Genomic DNA, 18,131 nt, shown 5'->3' on the forward strand with positions numbered 1-18,131 from the left:
CGACGAAGGCCCCGCACCGTTCGGTGCGGGGCCTTCGTCGTTCCTGCTGGTGCTACTTGACGAGCGCCGGCAGGTTCTTGCGGCTGGTGAGGACCTGGTCGATCAGGCCGTACTCCACGGCTTCCTGCGCGGACATGATCTTGTCGCGCTCGATGTCGTGGTTGATCTCCTCCGGCGTCTTGTTGGAGTGCTTCGACAGCGTCTCCTCGAGCCAGGTGCGCATGCGGAGGATCTCCGCCGCCTGGATCTCGATGTCGGACGCCTGACCGCCACCCTGCTGGGTCGCGGGCTGGTGGATCAGCACACGGGCGTTCGGCAGCGCGAGGCGCTTGCCTGGGGTGCCACCGGCGAGCAGCACCGACGCGGCCGAGGCAGCCTGGCCGAGGCAGACCGTCTGGATCTGCGGACGGATGTACTGCATCGTGTCGTAGATCGCCGTCATCGCGGTGAACGAGCCACCGGGCGAGTTGATGTACATCACGATGTCGCGGTCGGGGTCCATCGACTCGAGCACGAGCAGCTGGGCCATGACGTCGTCAGCCGACGCGTCGTCGACCTGCACGCCGAGGAACACGATGCGGTCCTCGAACAGCTTGGCGTACGGGTCCTGGCGCTTGTAGCCGTAGGCCGTGCGCTCTTCGAAGCTCGGCAGGATGTACCGATTGGACGGAGCCGGGACGTTCTGCGCGCCACCGAGCATGGGGAGATGCATTCTCGTTTCCTTTTCTTCGGTGGTGATCAGGACTGGGCGTCGGGCTCGGCTGCGCTGGTGGGCGTCTCGCCGTCGCCGACGGTGCCACCACCGCCGATGACCTCGGCGCTCGAGGCGCGGAGGTGGTCGACGAAGCCGTACTCGAGCGCTTCCTGCGCCGTGAACCAGTTGTCGCGGTCGTTGTCCTTGAGGATCTGCTCGACCGACTTGCCGGTCTGCTCGGCCGTGAGCTCCGCCATGCGCTGCTTCATGTCGAGGATGACCTTGGCCTGCGTCTGGATGTCGGCAGCGGTGCCGCCGAAGCCACCGGACGGCTGGTGGAGCAGCACGCGCGCGTTCGGCGTGATGTAGCGCTTGCCGGGCGTGCCGGAGGACAGCAGGAACTGTCCCATCGACGCGGCGAGGCCGATGCCCACGGTGACGATGTCGTTCGGGACGAACTGCATCGTGTCGTAGATCGCCATGCCGGCGGTGATCGAACCACCGGGCGAGTTGATGTAGAGGTAGATGTCCTTCTCGGGGTCCTCGGCGGCGAGCAGCAGCAGCTTGGCTGCGATCTCGTTCGAGTTGTCGTCGCGGACCTCGGAGCCGAGCCACACGATCCGGTCTCTCAGAAGGCGGTCAAAAACACTGGGGTTCAGTGTTGCTTCGGCCATGGAAAAGCTCCCGTTCAGTTGTCGCTTGTTGTCGAACTTATCGGGTGCAACGCACCAGTTCTCGTCTGTTCGCTGTCGGCAATGCGAAGGTGCGGAAACGACGGACGGGAGGCACGGTGCCAGCTGGCACCGTGCCTCCCGTCTGTCGTACTGGTGGCGTCGAGATCGTTACTCGGCGTCCCCTGCCGGCTCCTGCGCGACGCCCGCCGTGAAGGCGGACAGGTCGACTGCGTCGCCGTTGGTGTCCTTGACGGTCACCTTGGACAGGACGGTCGCGACCGCCTTCGAACGGGCGACCTCGCCGACCATGCCGGGGATCTGGCCGTTCTGGTCGATGACCTTGATGAACTCGGCCGGCTCCATGCCGTACTGCGCGGCGGCCTGGATGAGGTACTGGGTCAGTTCCTCCTGCGAGACCTGGATCTCTTCCTTCTCGGCGATCGCGTCGAGGAGGATCTGCGAGCGGAAGGCGGTCTCGCTGGACTCGGAGACCTCCTTGCGGTGCTCCTCGTCCTCGAGGCGGTTCTCCTGCTCGAGGTGACGGTGCACCTCGTCGGCGATGAGCTGCTCCGAGATCGGGATGTTGACGTCCTCGGTGAGCTTCTCGACGAGCTTGTCGCGAGCCGCGGCGCCCTGACCGAAGGTCTTGGACTTCGCGATCTGCTCCTTCAGGTCGGCCTTGAGCTCGTCGATGGTGTCGAACTGGCTGGCGATCTGGGCGAACTCGTCGTCGGCCTCGGGGAGCTCGCGCTCCTTGACGGCGGTGACGGTGACGGCGATCTGAGCGGTCTCGCCCTCGCGGTCGCCACCGACGAGCTTCGACTCGAAGGTCGTCGACTCACCGGCGGTCAGGGACTCGAGCGCCTCGTCGATGCCCTCGAGCAGGTCGCCGGAGCCGATCTCGTAGGAGACGCCGGTGGCCGAGTCGACCTCGTCGTCGCCGATGCTGGCGGTGAGGTCGATCTGCGCGAAGTCGCCGGTCTTCGCCGGACGGTCGACCGTCACGAGCGTGCCGAAGCGGGTGCGGAGGTTCTGCAGTTCCTCTTCGATCTCGTCGTCCGACACCTCGACGGCGTCGACGGTGAGCTCGTACGAGGAGTAGTCCGGCAGGTCGAACTCGGGGCGGACGTCGACCTCGAAGGTGAGGACGAGGTCGCCGGTGAAGTCCGCGACGTTCGGCAGCTCGGCGACGTCGGCCTCGGCACGGCCGAGGATGCGCAGCTCCTGCTCTTCGACCGCCTGGCGGTAGAAGTTGTCGATGGCGTCACCGACGGCGTGGTTCAGGACCTCGCCGCGGCCGACGCGCTGGTCGACGATCGCCGGCGGGACCTTGCCCTTGCGGAAGCCGGGGATGTTGATCTGCTCGGCGATGTGCTTGTAGGCGTGGTCGATGCTCGGCTTGAGATCGTCCGGCGTCACGTTCACGGTGAGCTTGACGCGGGTGTCGCTCACCTTGTCGACGGTGCTGGTGGCCAAGGGATGTTCTCCTGTTGGTTGACGTTCGTGTGGTCGGTGGTGCTCGGAGGACCTGGTCGGGGCGACAGGATTTGAACCTGCGACCTCCCGCTCCCAAAGCGGGCGCTCTACCAAGCTGAGCTACGCCCCGTTGCTTCGTGCCAGGGATCAGCCGCGCACGCCGAGGGGCGCATGCGACCCCGGTGAGTCTAGCGGTCCGACGGCGCGCTGTTCCCGGGGGTTGCTCAGTCGTCCTCCGCGGCGCGTCGCAGACCCCGCCGCCACCGGATCCCGACGGCCACCTGGACCCCGAGGGCAGCCACCGCCAGCAGCAGCCCGACGACGATCCGCCCGACGTGCAGCAGTGCGTGCGCGGGCTGCGACTGCGGGTCACCGAACAGGTCGGGACGCAGGGACAGCACCGCGGCGGCGAGGACCACCAGCACGTACGAGACCACCCGCGACCAGCGGATGGTGCGCTCGGCACCGGCGTCCGGCTTCGGGATGACGCGCGTCGGCATGTCGGTGCTCGTTCGTCCGCTACGATGGTCGGGCTGCGCCGGGTGCGCAGGCGCGGGGATGTAGCTCAATGGTAGAGCCCCAGTCTTCCAAACTGGCTACGCGGGTTCGATTCCCGTCATCCCCTCCACAGAACCCCTCGGCGCACGCGCGTCAGGGGTCGGCGAACTCCAGGGTGATCTCCGGGGAGTCGCCGAGTTCCACCCGGGCACGCTTCCGCTCCGCCGCACGCAACGGCACGAGGTAGCCGCCGTCCTTCGGGAACAGCGACGTCGTCCACGTCACCGAGCCGATCGTCACGCGGGCCGGGATCACACCCCACCCGTAGGTGAGCACCGGCGCGAGGTCGGCGATGACCTCGGCGACGTCCGGTGGCACGACGACGAAGAAGAACGGTGACGGGCCGCGCCACTCGATCACCTCGCCGCGGAACTCGAGCTCCATGCGGCGATCGTACGGCCGCGGCGTCGAGCGCGCCGGGTCGGGATTCGTTCTCGGTGGATGACGGTTCCGGTTCACGATCGCCGGGGTCTGCGAACCGGAACCGTCATTCGCGAGGAGGAACTGGTGCCTCCCCTACCTCTCCCCCCGCCCAGCGGGACCCGGACGACGGACGCGCCCCGTGCCTCCAGGCCGGAGCCAGGGAGCACGGGGCGCGAGCCGCTGTCAGGACGGACGCGTCAGCGGTACGACGCGGCCTGTCCGTACAGCACCTTGGTGAAGGAGGAGACGGAGGAGGACTCGTCGCCTCCCGGCAGGTTGTACGTCATGAAGACGCCGTAGCCGTCGGCCTTCGTGCGCTGCGCGAGCGACACTGCCGTGGCCTGCGGGGTGTTCTGGATGTCGACCGCGGCGGCGGAGATCTTCGACTTCGGCAGGTCCGGGATCGTCGGCGCCGTGTAGGTGCCGTAGTACGGGTTCCAGGCGTAGTCGAGCTTCCCGCCGATCGACGGGTTCGCGGTCTTCAGGGCATCGGAGGACGGGCCGATGTCGTAGAACGAGATGATCTTGCGCGGCATGTCCGCACGCAGGGCACTGATGAGCCAGCCGATGGACTGCTGGTTCGGCTGCGGGGTGCCGTTCACGCCGTAGTCCGAGTACTCGTCGTCCAGGTCGACGCCGTCGAGTCCGTACTTCTTGACCGTCGCCGAGACCTGCGCCGCGAAGTCCCGCGCCGCGGCCTTCGTCGGGAAGTTCGCCAGTCCGGCGCCCTGGTGGTTGCCGAGCACCGAGAGCGTCACCTTGATGCCCTTGGCCTGCAGCGGGCGGATCTGCGTGGCCGCCTGGTCGAGGGTCCGCTGCACGTTCTCGTTGTTGTACAGGACCGCCTTGCCGTCCTCGTAGTTGATGTTCGCGGCGAAGATGATCGCCACGTCGAACGCGTTCGCGCCGTTCTCCAGCGTGTACCGCCCGACGTTGGCGAGCTCGTCGTTGTTCACCTCGACGTAGGCGATGCTCGTCGGCCCCGACTTGGTGGGCGCAGCGTGGTGCCCGTGGCCATGACCGTGCCCGCCGCCGTGGGACGATCCGTGTCCGTGCCCGTGGCCGGCCCCGGACGAGGAGGGCGCCGCGGATGCTGCGGCGGGCACCAGTGGTGCCGCGAGCATGGCGACCAGTGCGGTCGCGATGCTGAACTTCGTGGACTGCTTCATGTGGTTCCTCCTTGGGTGGGACGGTCGGTCAGTCGGTCGGTCAGTTGCGCGGGAACCGGAAGGTGCGGACCTCGTAGGCGTCGACGGCGAACGAGGACGCGGCCGCGTCGGACGACGGCACGGCGTCACCGAGCGGTTCCTCGAGCAGGCTCACCTCGACGGCAGCGCCGAAGGTCGCCTCGTCGGCCGAGACCGCGATGCCCCCGGTCCCCCGCTGCCCGGACGGCTCGTAGACGCGCACGACCAGGTCACCCGACCGGTCGTCGGCGAGCTTGACGCTCGACAGCACGACGTCGCCGGAGACCTGCACCAGCGGCTCGAAGCCGTGCGCCCCGGTGATCGTCCGCGCGCCCGCGTTCATCCGCACGCCGGCCGACGTGGCTCCGAGCTGGTCGGTGCCGATGACGATGCCGTACCGGTGCGTCTGCACGCCCTGGTCGGTCTCGGGGTCCGGGAACCGCGGTGCCCGCAGCAGCGACAGCCGCACCGTGGTGGTGACGTGCCCGTCGACGGCGTCGCGCGTGGTGTCGAAGCCGTGGATCGAGTCGTTCACGAGGGCGACACCGAAGCCCGGCTCGGACACCAGCACGTAGCGGTGCATCGAGGTCTCGAACTTCGCGGCCTCCCACGAGGTGTTCGTGTGGGTCACCCGCTTCTGCGCGCCGAACTGCGTCTCGGCGACGGTGTGCTCGGCGCGGACGTCGAGCGGGAACGCCACCTTGAGGAACTTCTCGGTCTCGTGCCAGTCGGTCACCTGGTCGAACTCCAGGGTGCGCGACCCCGGCGCCAGGACGATCTCCTGCGTCACGGTCGAGTCACCGAATGCCCGGGACACGACGACCCGTGCGACCCCGGACTCGTCGACCGACGCGGTCAGCCCGGTGGTCGACACGAGGTCCTCGACGCGGTTGCGGTAGTACCGGTCGACGTCCCACGCGTCCCACATGTTCGGGAAGTCCTGGTGCAGCTGCAGCAGGTTCGCCGCCTGGCCGGCCGCGATCGCCTCGCGCCCGCTCGCCAGGTCGACGGCGCTCGTCACGAGCCCCTGCGCGTCGACGACGACCCGTACCAGGTCGTTCGCCAGCACGTACCCGCCGTCCTGCTCGGTCAGGGACACCGCGGTCGCCGCCGCCACGTCGGTCGCCACGACGGCGCCCTGCGCGGGTGCACCGGCCTGGAGGAACGGAGCCGGGTTCACGACGACGGCCGCGTCCCCGGTGCCGGCGAGCGCCGAGAGCGACTGGTCGATGATCGTGGTCAGCGCCGCGGCCGTCTCGGCGTACCGCTCGACCGCTTCGCGGTGCACCCACGCGATCGAGGTGCCCGGCAGGATGTCGTGGAACTGCTGGAGCAGGACCTGCTGCCACAGGGCGTCGAGCTCGTCGTACGGGTAGGTGAAGTCGGTGCGGGCGGCGGCGGTCGCGGCCCAGAGCTCGGCCTCGATGAGCAGCTGCTCGCACCGTCGGTTGCCCTGCTTCGTGCCGTGCTGCGACGTGAGCGTCGCCCGGTGCAGCTCGAGGTACAGCTCCCCCACCCACACCGGCGGATCGGTCAGCTCGGACTTCGCCCGGTCGAAGAACGTGTCCGGGTGCTCCCAGCGGACCTTCGCGCTGCCCTCGAGGTCGGCCAACCGTGCGGCGGTGCCGGTCATCTCACGGGTGGTGCCACCGCCGCCGTCGCCCCAGCCGACCGGGGCGATCGAGCCGGTCGCGAGTCGGTTCTCGCGGAACTGGCGGGAGGCCTTCGCGACCTCGCTGCCGGACAGCCGTGAGTTGTAGGTGTCCATCGACGGGAAGTGTGAGAACACCCGCGACCCGTCGATGCCCTCCCACAGGAACGTGTGGTGCGGGAACTTGTTCACCTGGTTCCACGAGATCTTCTGCGTGAAGAACCACTCGAAGCCCGCGCGGCGCATGAGCTGCGGCAACGCCGGCGAGTACCCGAAGCTGTCCGGCAGCCAGACGCCCTTGGGTCGGATGCCGAACTCGCGCTCGAAGAACCGCTGGCCCTGCGAGAACTGCCGGACGATGCTCTCGCCGGTCGGCATCACGGTGTCGGACTCGACCCACATGCCACCGATCGGCAGGAACCGGCCGGCCTGGACCGCGGCCTTGACCCGGGCGTAGACCTCGGGGCGGTGCTCCTTGATCCACGCGTACTGCTGCGCGCTCGACATGCCGTACAGGAAGTCGTCGGTCTGGTCGATGAGCTCGGTCATGGTCGACGTGGTGCGGGCGACCTTGCGGATGGTCTCGCGCACGGGCCAGAGCCAGGCGGAGTCGATGTGGGCGTGCCCGACGGCCGAGATCGTGTGCGCGGAGGCCTCGGCGGGAGCGGCCAGCACCTCGGCGAGCGCCGCACGGGCGTCCCCGGCGGTCTCCGGGATGTGCTGCAGGTCGAGCGCGTCGAGGGCGTCGTCGAGGGCCTGCAGGATCCGCATGCGTCGGGGTCCGGCGGGCAGCTCGGCCTGCAGTTCGAGCAGGACGTCGATGTCGAGGGCGAGTTCGTGCACCTCGGACTCGAAGACGGCGAGCTCCATCCGGCGGGTGGCGTAGAGGCGCTTCGAGGACGAGGTCTGCACGTCACCCTCCTGCGTCGGCAGGAAGGGGTGGTAGTCGAGCAGGACGGGGTTCGACGCGGCCTCGACGAACAGTTCGACGGTCTCGCCGCCCTCGGCCCGCTCGGTGACCAGGACCCACTGGTTGCGCGGGTTGATCGACTTCACGGGGGTGCCGTCGGCCAGGTAGACGAGTCCCTCGCACTGGAACCCGGGCATGTTCTTGTCGAAGCCGAGGTCGATCACGGCCTCCACCCGGCGTCCGGCCCACTCGGTCGGCACGGTCCCGGTCAGCCGGAACCACGTCGTGCCCCACGCTGCGCCCCACGGGGTGCCGACCTCGTAGGGCTCGAACGTGAGGGCGAGCCCCTCGGTCGGCGGGACCGGCTCCCCCGGCAGTTCGTGCCAGTGGGCCTGGAGGGCCGTCGTGGTCGCGTGCACCGCGGGGGTGATCCGCTCGTCGAGCACCCGTCGGGCGCGTCCGGTGGTGAGGGGGATGTCGTCGTGCATGGGGCCTTCCGGGGTCAGGGCGTCGTCGCCGGGTGGGCGACGCGGACGGTGGTGGTGTCGAGGTCGGAGGGCACGTCGACGCAGCGGTCGATGCCTCGGGCGGCCAGCAGCGCGGTGTCCGACAGGCGGGAGCGCAGGACGACCTGGGGGCCGCGGCCGTCCGGTGCGGCTTCGGCCAGGGCGAGCCAGGCGGCGGCGAACCGACCGCCGGGGGCGCAGTCGGCGCGGGTGCCGTGGCGGTCGGTGCCGTCGGACAGCACGTCGTCGAGGACGAGCGCGGTGGTCGGCGGTGCAGCACGGACGTCGCGGGTGTGCTCGGCGCGGGCGAGGGCGGCGAACGCCTCGCCGGCGGGCTTCGGGCGTCCGTCGTTCGTGAACAGCCCGAGGTCGTACTCGAGCTCGGGGAAGTCGGCGAGCGACCGGGCGACGTCGTGGGAGCACCACCACGTCACCCCGAGCACCTGCTGCGCGTCGAGGACGTGCCGGATGGTCTGCTCGGTGAACGCGGCGGCGTCGGCGGGGTCGACGACGTTGGTGGGGGCGCCGACCTCCTGCAGCCAGTTCGGCCGGGCGGCGTCGCGGTTCCAGGCCGCGGCGAGCTGGAGCAGGTACTCCCCGTGCCGCACCGACCCGGCCCCGAGGGCGCCGTGCAGGGCCGCCGAGCCGTTGAAGACCCACGAGTGCGTGACCGTGGCGTCACCGTGGTCCGCCGCGTGCTCGGGGCCGAAGGGCTGGGCGTCGTCGTACCAGGCCGCGTCGTACTGCGCGACGGTGACCAGTGGCCCGGGGCGCGACCCGGTGGCGGGCGGGACCGACGAGGCGGGGTCGAGCCGTGCCTCCAGGCCGACCGACACGGACGACGCGACCGACGCCGACGACCCGACCGACAGCCCCGCCCGCGCCGCCGCGACCATCGCCGCCGCCCACGCGTGCCCCTGCTCCGCCGTGATCGCGTGCGGTGCGGGGTGCGGCGCGTGTGCGAACTGGTTGACCTCGTTGCCGATGGTGATGCCGAGCAGGTTGGGCTTGTCGGCGACCGCTCCGGCGAGCGCCCGGACGTACGCGGCGGTCGACGCGACGACGTCCGGGTCGGTGAACATGTTGCGGCGGTGCCAGCTGTCCAGCCAGGACGGCACGAAGTCGAAGCTCGACAGGTGCCCCTGCAGGGCGTCCACGTTGACGTCGAGTCCGAACGAGCCGGCGAGGTCGACGACCGTGGCGACGTCGTCGAGGGCCTGCTGCCGGATGAGCGTCCGGTTCGGCTGGACGACCGGCCAGAGCGGGAAGATCCGCACGTGGTCGGCGCCGATCGACGCGATGGCCTCGAGGTCCCTGGCGGTGTCCGACCGCGAGAAGTCGAGCCACGAGTGGAACCAGCCGACCGAGGGCGTGTAGTTGACCCCGAAGCGCATCAGCCCTTCACACCGCCCTCTTCGACGCCCTTGAAGAAGAAGCGCTGCAGGACGGCGAAGATCACGGCGATCGGGATGAAGGCGATCATGGTGCCGGCCGCGATCATCCGCTGGTCGGTGGCGAACGTGCCCTGCAGGTACTGCAACCCGACGGTCAGGGTGAGGTTCTCGGGCGACTGCAGCACGATGAGCGGCCAGAGGAAGTCGTCCCACGCACCGATGAACGAGAAGATCGCGATGACCGCGATGGTCCCCTGCACGGCGGGCAGCGAGATGTAGCGGAGGCGTTGCATCGCGTTCGCGCCGTCCATCACCGCGGCCTGGTCGATCTCCTCGGGGATCTGCCGGAACGCGTTGAACATGAGCAGGACGTTGAGCGCTGCGATCATGCCGGGCAGGGCGACGCCGACCAGGTTGTCGGCGAGGCCGAGGTCCTTCACGGTGACGAACTGCGAGATGATCGTCGCCTCGCCGGGCAGCACGAGGGTGCCGAGGAACAGGCCGAGCACGAGCTTCCGGTGCCGCCACTGCAGCCGGGCGAGGGCGAAGCCGGCCAGGGTCGCGAACACGATGTTGCCGAGCACGTCGATCGCGGCGACGAGCAGCGAGTTGCCGATGTAGCGCCACACCGGGATTGCCGCGGCGACCTTCAGGTAGTTCTCGATGGTCGGTTCGGACGGGATGAACGACGGGTTCGCGGTGTAGATGTCCTCACCGGCGCCCTTGAGTGACGTGGACAGCTGCCACAGGAACGGGCCGATCGTGATGAAGAGCACCACGATGAGCAGGACGTAGCGGACGACCTTCTCGCGGGTGGACATGACGCCCCAGACCGCGCGGCGCCGCTTGCGTCCGTCGCGTCTGTTCTGCCTGGAGGCCCGTCCAGCGCCCGTCGCGCCGGTCACGTCCGGCGTCGGGCTGGCTGCGCCCTGCGCGCCGCCGATGACGGGTTCGGTCGTGCTGGTCGTGTTCGTCACTTGTCCGCCTTGCTGTTCATCCGGGCGAGGGCGAGCATCGGCACGAGCGTCACGACGAAGAGCAGGAGGCTCAGGGCTGACGCGTAGCCGAGGTTGCCGGTGAAGCCGCGGGCGTACTGCTGGATGAGCATGACGAGCGAGTTGTCCTGCCCGCCGGGTCCGCCGGTGCCGTTCGTGAGGATGTAGAGCTCGCTGAACACCCGGAGCGCGGAGACGCACACCAGGATCCCGACGAGTGTCATCGTGCCGCGGACCCCGGGCATCGTGACCGACCAGAAGCGCCGGACGGCTCCGGCGCCGTCGAGGGCGGCGGCCTCGTGCAGGTCCTTGCCGACGTTCCCGAGGGCGGCCAGGAAGATGATCATGTAGTAGCCGAGCCCCTTCCACACCGTCAGGCTGATGGCGCTGAGGAGCAGCAGCCACCGGTCGGTCAGGAACGGGACGCTGCCCTGCACGATGCCGAGGGCCTGCGCCATCTCGTTGATGACGCCGCGGTCGTCGAGGATCCACGTCCAGATGAGCCCGACGACCACCGCGGACGCGATGACCGGCGTGTAGAACGCGGTGCGGAAGAACGCGATCCCGGGCAGCTTCTGCTGCACGAGCACCGCGATGAGGAGCGGGAGGACCGTCAGCAGCGGCAGGCACACCGCCATGTAGATGACGCTGTTGAGCAGCGCCTCCCACACCTGCGGATCAGCGAGCAGTGTCTCGAAGTTCTGCACCCCGACCCACTGGCTGACGCCGCCGAGCGGGCTGGCGTTCGTGAACGACAACCGCACCGTGTTGATCGAGGGCCACAGGCTGAACGCGACGAGCCAGATCAGTGCCGGCAGGACGAGCAACCAGGGCGTGTACCAGCGGTTCGCACGCATGACGATCCTCCCTCTTCCTTCTCCGGGGCCGGATCAGCCGTTGGCCAGCAGGCTGTTCATCTTGGTCTGGGCGGTCTGCAGTGCCTTCTCGGGCGCCACCTGGCCCTTCATCGCGAGGGCGATCTGCTGGTCGAGGAAGTCCGTCATCGCGGAGTTCGCCTCGACCGGGTTGATGACCTTCGCCGTCTTCAGGGCCTCGTTCGCCAGGACCCGGGCCTCGCCGTTCACGGTGCCGTCGTCCTTCGAGAAGTACGGGTCGGACTGCGACGACGTGGTGGACGGGAAGATGTTGACCTTGTGGGCGAACGCCTCCTGGTTCTCCGCGTTCGTCATGAACTTCGCGAAGGCCTCGGCGGTGGCGAGGTGCTTCGACTTGCTCGAGACCGACAGGCCCTGCACGTAGAGCGGCGGGGTGTCGAGTGCGGGGCTGACGGTGACCTTGCCCTTGAGCGACGGGTTGTTCTTCTCGAAGTCGGCGAGCGAGGTGGCGCCACCGGTGGTCCAGGCGACCTTGGCCTGCGTGAACAGGGTGGAGTTGCCGAGGTAGTCGCTGTTCAGCACGTTGGAGGGCATGTAGCCGTCCTGGTACGCGTCCTTGTAGCGGTCGATCAGGTCGGCGGCCTTCGACGAGTCGGCGAAGGTGAACTTCGTGCCGTCGGCGTTGAGCACCTTGACGCCGGCGAGCGTGAAGTCGCCGAGGCCGGGCTTCCGGCTCATCAGGTAGTCGGTCGGGCAGTTGTCGTGCATGGTCTTCGCCTGCGTGAACAGCTCGTCGGTGGTCTTCGGCGGGTTCTTCGCGTCGAGGCCACACTTGGCGAACATCGTCGAGTTCCAGTAGTTCACGTCGGTGTTGAGGTACCAGGGGTACCCGAACGTGCCGTCCACTCCCTTGTACTTGTACGAGTCCAACGCGCCGGCGACGTACGTGCTGGCGAGCTTCGAGTCGTCCTTCGCGACGTCCTGCAGGAACCCGCGCTTCGCGAGGGGCAGGGCGATGTCCGGCGGCAGGTTGATCACGTCGGGCAGGCTGTTCGACGAGGCCTGGCTGAGCACCTTGTCGGCGTACCCGTCGCCGGGCTGGTCCTGCAGCTTGACCTTCGCGTCCGGGTGGGCCTGCTCGAAGTCCTTGATGACCCCGTTGAGGTAGCCCGTGTAGGTCGGCGTGAGCGCCCAGGTCTGCAGGGTGATGGTGCCGCTGATCTCGCCGCCGCCGTTGTCGGCCGCGTTCCCGCCGCTCGAGCAGCCGGTCAGGACGAGCGCCGTGGCGGCGGCCGTCGCGAGCAGCGCGGTGGCGCGGCCCCTCGTCATGCGTGTGGTGGTCCTCATGGCGTCTGACTCCCTCGTCATAGCTGAACCGGTTCAGCAGCAGTCACCGAACCCGTGTGTGGCAGCCACTGTGAATGACTAAAGCGCTATAGTCAACCCCGTGGCCACCAAGCGTCGAACGACGATCGCCGACATCGCCGCGCGGGCCGGTGTGTCCATCAGCGCGGTGTCGTTCGCGTTGAACGACCGCCCCGGCGTCTCCGACGAGACCCGTCGCCGCGTGCGCGAGATCGCCCGCGAGCTCGACTGGCAGCCGCACACCGCGGCCCGGGCACTCGGCGGCGCGAAGGCCGGTTCCATCGGCTTCGTGTTGAACCGCCCGGCCCGAACCCTGGGCACGGAGTCGTTCTTCGGCGATCTGATCTCCGGCATCCAGCTCGGGCTCGCCGGCACGCACGTCGGCATGAACCTGCTCGTCGCGCGCGATGCCGAGGAAGAACTCGAGACCTACCGGGACTGGTGGCGCGGACACCGTGTCGACGGCGTGATCGTGATCGACCCCCGTCGCGACGACGCCCGGCTCGCCCTGCTCGCCGACCTCGGCATGCCGACCGTCGTCGTCGGCTCGCACCCCTCCCCCGACGGCGCCGCCCCCACGGTCTGGATCGACGACTCGGACGCCACCGACACCGTTCTGCGGTACCTGCACGCCCTCGGGCACCGACGCATCGCGCACGTCGCCGGCCGGCCCGAGTTCGAGCACACCGCCATGCGCATGGACCGGCTCCGCGCGTTCGCTGCCGACGAGGGGCTCGACGACACGGTCTCGGTGCCGACGGACTACTCGGCCGAGGCCGGCGCCAGCGCCACCCGCACCCTGCTGTCGAGGAGTATCCGACCGACCGCGATCGTCTACGACAACGACGTGCTCGCCGTCGCCGGGCTGGGCGTGGCGAGCGAGATGGGCGTCGCAGTGCCCGGGGACGTCTCGATCGTGTCCTTCGACGACTCGGCGATGATCCGGCTCGTCCGCCCGGCGATCACCTCGCTCACCCGCGACACCGTCGAGCTCGGGCAGCGTGCGGCGACCCTGCTGCGCGCGCAGATCGACGCCAGCGCCCCTCTCCCCTCACGCCCGGGTCCCTCGCTCACCCTGAGCGTCCGCGAGTCCACCGGCCGCGCCCCCGCCTGACCCGCTCCGGACGTCGGCGCCGACGACCCGCTCCCGCTCCCGCTCCCGATGCCGCCGCTCATCCTCCCGCAGCGCGGCGCGGCTGCCTGCATCTGGCACACGCACCGCACTGCACTGCACCGACGCGGGACGACGTGGTCTTCTCCGCGCCGTGACGGTTCTGGTTCACGAAGCCCGAGGATCGTGAACCAGAACAGTCATCGACGCGGAGCGGAACCTCCTTCCCCCGCGGGCGACGGTCACCGGCGGTTCGTCGGGGGTCGGACCCGCTCGAGGGCTCGACGCATGGACGACGTCGTGCTGAAGCCGAAGCGGGTTGCGACGTCGGACGGGCGGTCGCCTCGGGTGAGTGCGCTGCGGACGGCGAGACTGCGGTACCAGCGGCCGAGCTGCGCGGGCGAGCATCCGGTCGCTGCGGCGCACCGGCGCTCGAGGGTGCGCTCCGACATCCGGACACCGACGAGGAGGGCCTGCAGAGACGACGGAGCGGCCGGATCGAACAGGCGGTCGAGGATCCGCGCGAGACCGTTGTCGCCGAGCACCGGGGGCGGGTTGTCGCGGAGCACCGTCGTGACGACGAGGCGGGCGAGGGCCTGCTGCTGCGCGCCGTGCCACCTCCCGCCGTCGAGGTGCCCGACGTGGCGGAGCGCGAGGCCGACGTCGGGCGAGGGAGCCCCGGGCGGACCGGTGGTCGCGACGGGTGGGAGTGCGAGGACCTCGTCGGCGAGCGGGCCGAGCGTTGCGGCTCCGAGGAGGACACCGGTCAGCGCGAAGAGTGCCTCGTGCGGGAACGCGTACGTCTCCGCGACGCGGGGCGGGCCGGAGCGCTCGGGGCCCGTGCCGATCGTGATCGTCGCGTGCCCTTCGACGAGGGCGGCGGTGCCGGCGTCGACGATCGCGATGTCCTCTCCGTGCCGGACCCACACGGAGCGGGACCGCGTCGCCACCCAGACGTGGGTGCCCGTCGGTTCGACGTCGAGCGTCCACGCCTCGTCGTCGGACCGGACCTCGGTGCCCGGCCCGACCTGGAGCCCGACGGCGTCGATCAGTGCTCGGAGCGCGTCACCCATCCGACGAGCGTGATCCACGGGCAGGACGCGTGGGCGTGGATCGGGTGGCCTGTGGAAGAGGGGGGATAACCCCACCCGGGGTGGGGAGAGGGCAGGATGGGGGAACGGCTCCGCGATCGCGAGGCTGGATGCATGACCGACACCGACCGCCTCGACCAGGCGCGAACCGTCCCGCTGGACGACGTCACGCCTTCGCCCGACCAGGCCCAGACCGTCCCGCTGGGCGGCTCCGTGCCCCCTGGAGCCACCAAGCCGATGCCCCAGTACCCGCGCCAGCACCACCAGGACCCCCAGGACACCCCGCAGTCCCCGCCGGCGTCGTGGAGCGCCACCCCGCGGGTCGGGTCCGGCCCGGTCGGTGGTGCCGGTCGCGGGTCCGGCATGACCGCCGGGCAGTTCTACCGCGACGCGTGGAAGCGCCTGCCGCGGGACTTCGGCTACATGGCGCTCACCGCCGTGCTGCTCTGCACGCTGTACTTCGCGTTCCCGACGGCGATCTTCGGTGGCGGGTTCCGGGACCTGTTCAACCCCTTCGTCCTGCTCATGTTCTTCATCGCGCTGTTCGTGGCGCGGTGGCTCGGACAGTTCGAGAAGCTCCGCATGAGCTGGGCCGACCGACGCCCGATCCGCCCGGTGGACTGGACGCCCCGGTGGCAGCAGAACTGGTGGACCCGTACCGGCTCGGCCGTCGCCAACCCGCACTACTGGCTCTACCTGCTGCACGCCGCGGTCGTCTACCCGCTCGTCGCGGTCGTGACCGTCGGGGCCGGTGCACTGCTGCTCGTCGGCTTCGCCTGGCCGATCGTCGTGGGCGGACTGTACTTCGCGAACAACGTCCGGGTCGGCTACTTCCCGGACAGCGTCGGGTTCGTGACCGGCGTCGGCGCCCTCGGCCTGCTGTCGATGGCCGCCTCGGTCGTGCTCTTCCCGCTCTGGGCCCGCGGGTCCGTCCTGGCGCACTACTGGGTCGACTTCGGCTTGCTGGGTGGCTTCCGTGCCGAGCAGCTCGAGCAGCGCGTCGCCGGCCTGCAGGCCTCCCGTGCCGGCGCCGTCACCGCCGAGGGGCAGGCGCTCCGCCAGATCGAGCGCGACCTGCACGACGGCCCACAGCAGCGGCTGGTGCGACTCCGCATGGACCTGTCCGCCGCCGAGCGCGCCTTCGAGAAGGACCCCGAGAAGGCCAAGCAGCTCATCGGTGAGGCATCCGAGCACGCCCAGGACGCCCTCGACGAACTGCGCGCACTGTCCCGCGGCTTCGCCCCGCCGATCCTGCTCGACCGCGGACTCGTCGCGGCGCTCGAGGCACTGGTCGCCCGCACCCCGATCCCGGTGGGCCTGGACGTCCGGCTGCCCGAGGGCCTGGAACTCGCCACGGAGATCCAGCGCAACGTGTACTTCACGGTGAGCGAGCTCCTGACGAACACCATGAAGCACGCCGGCGCCACCACCGCCGGGGTGTACCTCGGGTTGGTCGTCGACGCCTCGGGCCTCTGGTACCTGACGGTCAGCGTCACCGACGACGGCCGGGGCGGTGCCCGACCGCAGCAGGGCCACGGGATCGAGGGCCTGATCGGCCGCATGCGGGCCCTCGACGGCGACCTGGTCGTCTCGAGCCCCGAGGGCGGCCCGACCGAGGCCACCGCCCGGATCCCCCTCGGTGCCCTGAACGGCGTCCCGACGGCGGCGAACCAGCGGTCGTGACCCCACGGGGGCGTCCGCGCTCCCACTAGGCTGGTCGGCATGACAGACGGCCCGGATGCAGCACGCATCCGGGCCGTCGTCGTCGACGACGCCGTCCTGCTGCGCGAGGGCCTGGCACGAGTGCTCGACGAGGCCGGCATCGACGTGATCGGGCAGTACTCCGACGCCCGGGCCTTCCTGGCGACGCTGCCCGAGGGTGCGCCCGACGTCGTGGTGATGGACGTGCGGATGCCACCGACCTTCACCGACGAGGGTGTCCGCGCCGCCGTCGAGACCCGCCGGATCGCTCCACGGACGGGTGTGCTCCTGCTCTCCCAGTACGTCGAGGCCACCTACGCCGAGGACGTCCTCGCGGCCGGCGCGACCGGCATCGGCTACCTGCTCAAGGACCGCGTCACCCGGCTCGAGGAGATCGACGACGCCGTCCGCCGCATCGCCGCCGGGGGCACCGTGCTCGACCCCGAGGTCGTCACGCAGCTGATGAGCCGACGCCGCGACCCGCTCGCAGCCCTGACCCCGCGCGAGCGGGACGTGCTCGGGCTGATGGCCGAGGGCCGCACGAACGCCGCGATCGCCCGCGCCCTGGTGATCGGTACCGGTGCCGTCGAGAAGCACGTGTCGAGCATCTTCGGCAAGCTCGCACTCGAGGACACCGGAGAGGACCACCGCCGCGTCCTCGCTGTCCTCGCCTACCTCGGATGAGCCGGGTCCCCGCACCCCTGCTGGCCCTCACCGCGATGGTGTCGGTCCAGCTCGGCGCCGCGATCGCGAAGACCCACTTCGACGACGTCGGCGCGGTCGGTGCCGCCACGCTCCGGCTCGTCATCGGTGCCGTCGTGCTCGCCCTGGTGGTCCGTCCCCGCGTCCGGCACTGGACGCGGGCGCAGTGGCTCGGTGCGGTCGGCCTCGGCCTGGCGCTCGGCGGCATGAACGTCTTCATCTACCTGTCGTTCGCGAGCATCCCGATCGGTGTCGCCGTGACGATTGAGTTCCTCGGGCCGCTCGCCCTGTCGCTCGTGCACACCCGGCGCTGGCGCGATGCCCTGTGGGCCGTGCTGGCGCTCGCGGGGGTCGTGCTGCTCGGCGTCGGCCCGACCGCGGTGACCGAGGTGGGCGGGGTCGTCTGGGCGGTCCTCGCCGCCGCGTGCTGGGCGGGCTACATCGTGATGAACCGGCACGTCGGAGCCGCGATCCCCGGCGTCGACGGGCTCGTCGTGTCGATGGTGGTCGCGATGCTCGTGTCGTTGCCGTTCGGGCTCCGGTCCGCGGTGGACGGCGTCCTGCGCGAACCGACGCTCCTGATCGTCTTCGGCGCCGTCGCCGTGCTGTCCAGCGTGCTGCCGTACGCCCTCGAGATGCTCGCGCTCCGCCGGATGCCGACACGGGTGTTCGGCGTGCTGCAGAGCCTCGGCCCGGCGATCGCCGCTCTGGCCGGCCTCGTCGTGCTGGCCGAGGGACTGTCGGTGCTCGAGACGGTCGCCCTGGCGTGCGTCACCGCCGCGAGCGTCGGCGTGACGCTCTCGGCCCGTCGCCGACGCCGCGGACCGGTGGGGTGAACGAAGAGGAGGCCCGGATCA

16 protein-coding genes and 2 tRNA genes are annotated in these 18,131 nt (G+C 70.1%); 5 read left to right on the plus strand and 13 right to left on the minus strand.

The genetic code is table 11. From position 1 onward, the window contains the following. Positions 1-52 precede the first annotated feature (52 nt). The 5 genes from DEJ12_RS14615 to DEJ12_RS14635 form a co-directional block, all read right to left on the minus strand. Positions 53-712, minus strand: a complete 660-nt coding sequence (locus tag DEJ12_RS14615; RefSeq protein ID WP_027464696.1) for an ATP-dependent Clp protease proteolytic subunit — start codon at positions 710-712, stop codon at positions 53-55. Between the two features lie 26 nt (positions 713-738). Continuing rightward, complete coding sequence (locus DEJ12_RS14620; RefSeq protein ID WP_035807635.1) at positions 739-1,368, minus strand: ATP-dependent Clp protease proteolytic subunit; 630 nt, start codon at positions 1,366-1,368, stop codon at positions 739-741. A gap of 168 nt (positions 1,369-1,536) precedes the next feature. Further along, entirely contained in the window at positions 1,537-2,844 is a 1,308-nt protein-coding gene (tig, locus tag DEJ12_RS14625) for a trigger factor (RefSeq protein WP_027464695.1), read from the minus strand. 53 nt (positions 2,845-2,897) lie between these two features. Beyond that, positions 2,898-2,974, minus strand: a tRNA-Pro gene (locus DEJ12_RS14630). Positions 2,975-3,068: 94 nt separating this feature from the next. Next, positions 3,069-3,344, minus strand: a complete 276-nt coding sequence (locus DEJ12_RS14635; RefSeq protein ID WP_111030539.1) for a hypothetical protein — start codon at positions 3,342-3,344, stop codon at positions 3,069-3,071. Positions 3,345-3,398: 54 nt separating this feature from the next. Between DEJ12_RS14635 and DEJ12_RS14640 the strand changes: the two genes are divergently transcribed. Further along, positions 3,399-3,472, plus strand: a tRNA-Gly gene (locus DEJ12_RS14640). Between the two features lie 23 nt (positions 3,473-3,495). Here DEJ12_RS14640 and DEJ12_RS14645 read toward each other — a convergent pair. From DEJ12_RS14645 to DEJ12_RS14675, 7 genes are all read right to left on the minus strand, one after another. After that, entirely contained in the window at positions 3,496-3,786 is a 291-nt protein-coding gene (locus DEJ12_RS14645; protein WP_111030540.1) for a DUF1905 domain-containing protein, read from the minus strand. Positions 3,787-4,022: 236 nt separating this feature from the next. Continuing rightward, positions 4,023-4,994, minus strand: coding sequence for an endo-beta-N-acetylglucosaminidase H (locus tag DEJ12_RS14650; RefSeq protein ID WP_111030541.1), 972 nt, complete (start codon positions 4,992-4,994; stop codon positions 4,023-4,025). A gap of 40 nt (positions 4,995-5,034) precedes the next feature. Next, the gene (locus DEJ12_RS14655) at positions 5,035-8,061 is read right to left on the minus strand and encodes a glycoside hydrolase family 38 C-terminal domain-containing protein (RefSeq protein WP_111030542.1); all 3,027 of its coding nucleotides are present in this window, start codon (positions 8,059-8,061) and stop codon (positions 5,035-5,037) included. 14 nt (positions 8,062-8,075) lie between these two features. Continuing rightward, positions 8,076-9,473: a cellulase family glycosylhydrolase gene (locus tag DEJ12_RS14660; protein ID WP_111030543.1), complete on the minus strand. Its 1,398-nt coding sequence runs from the start codon at positions 9,471-9,473 to the stop codon at positions 8,076-8,078. After that, on the minus strand, positions 9,473-10,450 hold the full coding sequence (locus DEJ12_RS14665; protein ID WP_111030544.1) for a carbohydrate ABC transporter permease: 978 nt from the start codon (positions 10,448-10,450) through the stop codon (positions 9,473-9,475). The genes DEJ12_RS14660 and DEJ12_RS14665 overlap by 1 nt, the downstream gene beginning before the upstream one ends. Continuing rightward, complete coding sequence (locus DEJ12_RS14670; RefSeq protein WP_111030545.1) at positions 10,447-11,325, minus strand: carbohydrate ABC transporter permease; 879 nt, start codon at positions 11,323-11,325, stop codon at positions 10,447-10,449. Before DEJ12_RS14670 ends, DEJ12_RS14665 begins: the two co-directional genes overlap by 4 nt. 33 nt (positions 11,326-11,358) lie before the next feature. Beyond that, on the minus strand, positions 11,359-12,633 hold the full coding sequence (locus tag DEJ12_RS14675; protein ID WP_111030546.1) for a sugar ABC transporter substrate-binding protein: 1,275 nt from the start codon (positions 12,631-12,633) through the stop codon (positions 11,359-11,361). Between the two features lie 118 nt (positions 12,634-12,751). On the opposite strand from DEJ12_RS14675, the gene DEJ12_RS14680 reads away from it, so the two are divergent. Beyond that, positions 12,752-13,783: a LacI family DNA-binding transcriptional regulator gene (locus tag DEJ12_RS14680; RefSeq protein ID WP_111030547.1), complete on the plus strand. Its 1,032-nt coding sequence runs from the start codon at positions 12,752-12,754 to the stop codon at positions 13,781-13,783. A 239-nt stretch (positions 13,784-14,022) separates the two neighbouring features. Here DEJ12_RS14680 and DEJ12_RS14685 read toward each other — a convergent pair whose 3' ends face one another. Beyond that, positions 14,023-14,853 carry a helix-turn-helix domain-containing protein gene (locus DEJ12_RS14685; protein ID WP_111030548.1) on the minus strand — a complete coding sequence of 277 codons (831 nt, stop codon included), beginning with the start codon at positions 14,851-14,853 and terminating at the stop codon, positions 14,023-14,025. Positions 14,854-14,985: 132 nt separating this feature from the next. Between DEJ12_RS14685 and DEJ12_RS14690 the strand changes: the two genes are divergently transcribed. From DEJ12_RS14690 to DEJ12_RS14700, 3 genes are read left to right on the plus strand one after another with little or no spacing between them, the layout of a single operon-like run. Continuing rightward, complete coding sequence (locus tag DEJ12_RS14690; protein WP_111030549.1) at positions 14,986-16,554, plus strand: sensor histidine kinase; 1,569 nt, start codon at positions 14,986-14,988, stop codon at positions 16,552-16,554. 39 nt (positions 16,555-16,593) lie between these two features. Beyond that, positions 16,594-17,256, plus strand: a complete 663-nt coding sequence (locus tag DEJ12_RS14695) for a response regulator transcription factor (RefSeq protein WP_027464682.1) — start codon at positions 16,594-16,596, stop codon at positions 17,254-17,256. Next, positions 17,253-18,110 (plus strand): DMT family transporter, encoded by an 858-nt coding sequence (locus DEJ12_RS14700; protein WP_111030550.1) that lies wholly within the window; start codon positions 17,253-17,255, stop codon positions 18,108-18,110. Before DEJ12_RS14695 ends, DEJ12_RS14700 begins: the two co-directional genes overlap by 4 nt. Positions 18,111-18,131: the final 21 nt, after the last annotated feature.

It is taken from the genome of Curtobacterium sp. MCLR17_059 (assembly GCF_003234665.1).
GTDB lineage: Bacteria > Actinomycetota > Actinomycetes > Actinomycetales > Microbacteriaceae > Curtobacterium > Curtobacterium flaccumfaciens.

Bases quoted from the DNA above. Each gene is read 5' to 3' on its own strand.
- DEJ12_RS14700 (WP_111030550.1), top strand. From the start codon at position 17,253: ATGAGCCGGGTCCCCGCACCCCTGCTGGCCCTCACCGCGATGGTGTCG.
- DEJ12_RS14685 (WP_111030548.1), bottom strand. From the start codon at position 14,853: ATGGGTGACGCGCTCCGAGCACTGATCGACGCCGTCGGGCTCCAGGTC.
- DEJ12_RS14690 (WP_111030549.1), top strand. From the start codon at position 14,986: ATGACCGACACCGACCGCCTCGACCAGGCGCGAACCGTCCCGCTGGAC.
- DEJ12_RS14660 (WP_111030543.1), bottom strand. From the start codon at position 9,473: ATGCGCTTCGGGGTCAACTACACGCCCTCGGTCGGCTGGTTCCACTCG.
- DEJ12_RS14655 (WP_111030542.1), bottom strand. From the start codon at position 8,061: ATGCACGACGACATCCCCCTCACCACCGGACGCGCCCGACGGGTGCTC.
- DEJ12_RS14620 (WP_035807635.1), bottom strand. From the start codon at position 1,368: ATGGCCGAAGCAACACTGAACCCCAGTGTTTTTGACCGCCTTCTGAGA.
- DEJ12_RS14650 (WP_111030541.1), bottom strand. From the start codon at position 4,994: ATGAAGCAGTCCACGAAGTTCAGCATCGCGACCGCACTGGTCGCCATG.
- DEJ12_RS14645 (WP_111030540.1), bottom strand. From the start codon at position 3,786: ATGGAGCTCGAGTTCCGCGGCGAGGTGATCGAGTGGCGCGGCCCGTCA.
- DEJ12_RS14615 (WP_027464696.1), bottom strand. From the start codon at position 712: ATGCATCTCCCCATGCTCGGTGGCGCGCAGAACGTCCCGGCTCCGTCC.
- DEJ12_RS14635 (WP_111030539.1), bottom strand. From the start codon at position 3,344: ATGCCGACGCGCGTCATCCCGAAGCCGGACGCCGGTGCCGAGCGCACC.
- DEJ12_RS14675 (WP_111030546.1), bottom strand. From the start codon at position 12,633: ATGACGAGGGGCCGCGCCACCGCGCTGCTCGCGACGGCCGCCGCCACG.
- DEJ12_RS14695 (WP_027464682.1), top strand. From the start codon at position 16,594: ATGACAGACGGCCCGGATGCAGCACGCATCCGGGCCGTCGTCGTCGAC.
- DEJ12_RS14670 (WP_111030545.1), bottom strand. From the start codon at position 11,325: ATGCGTGCGAACCGCTGGTACACGCCCTGGTTGCTCGTCCTGCCGGCA.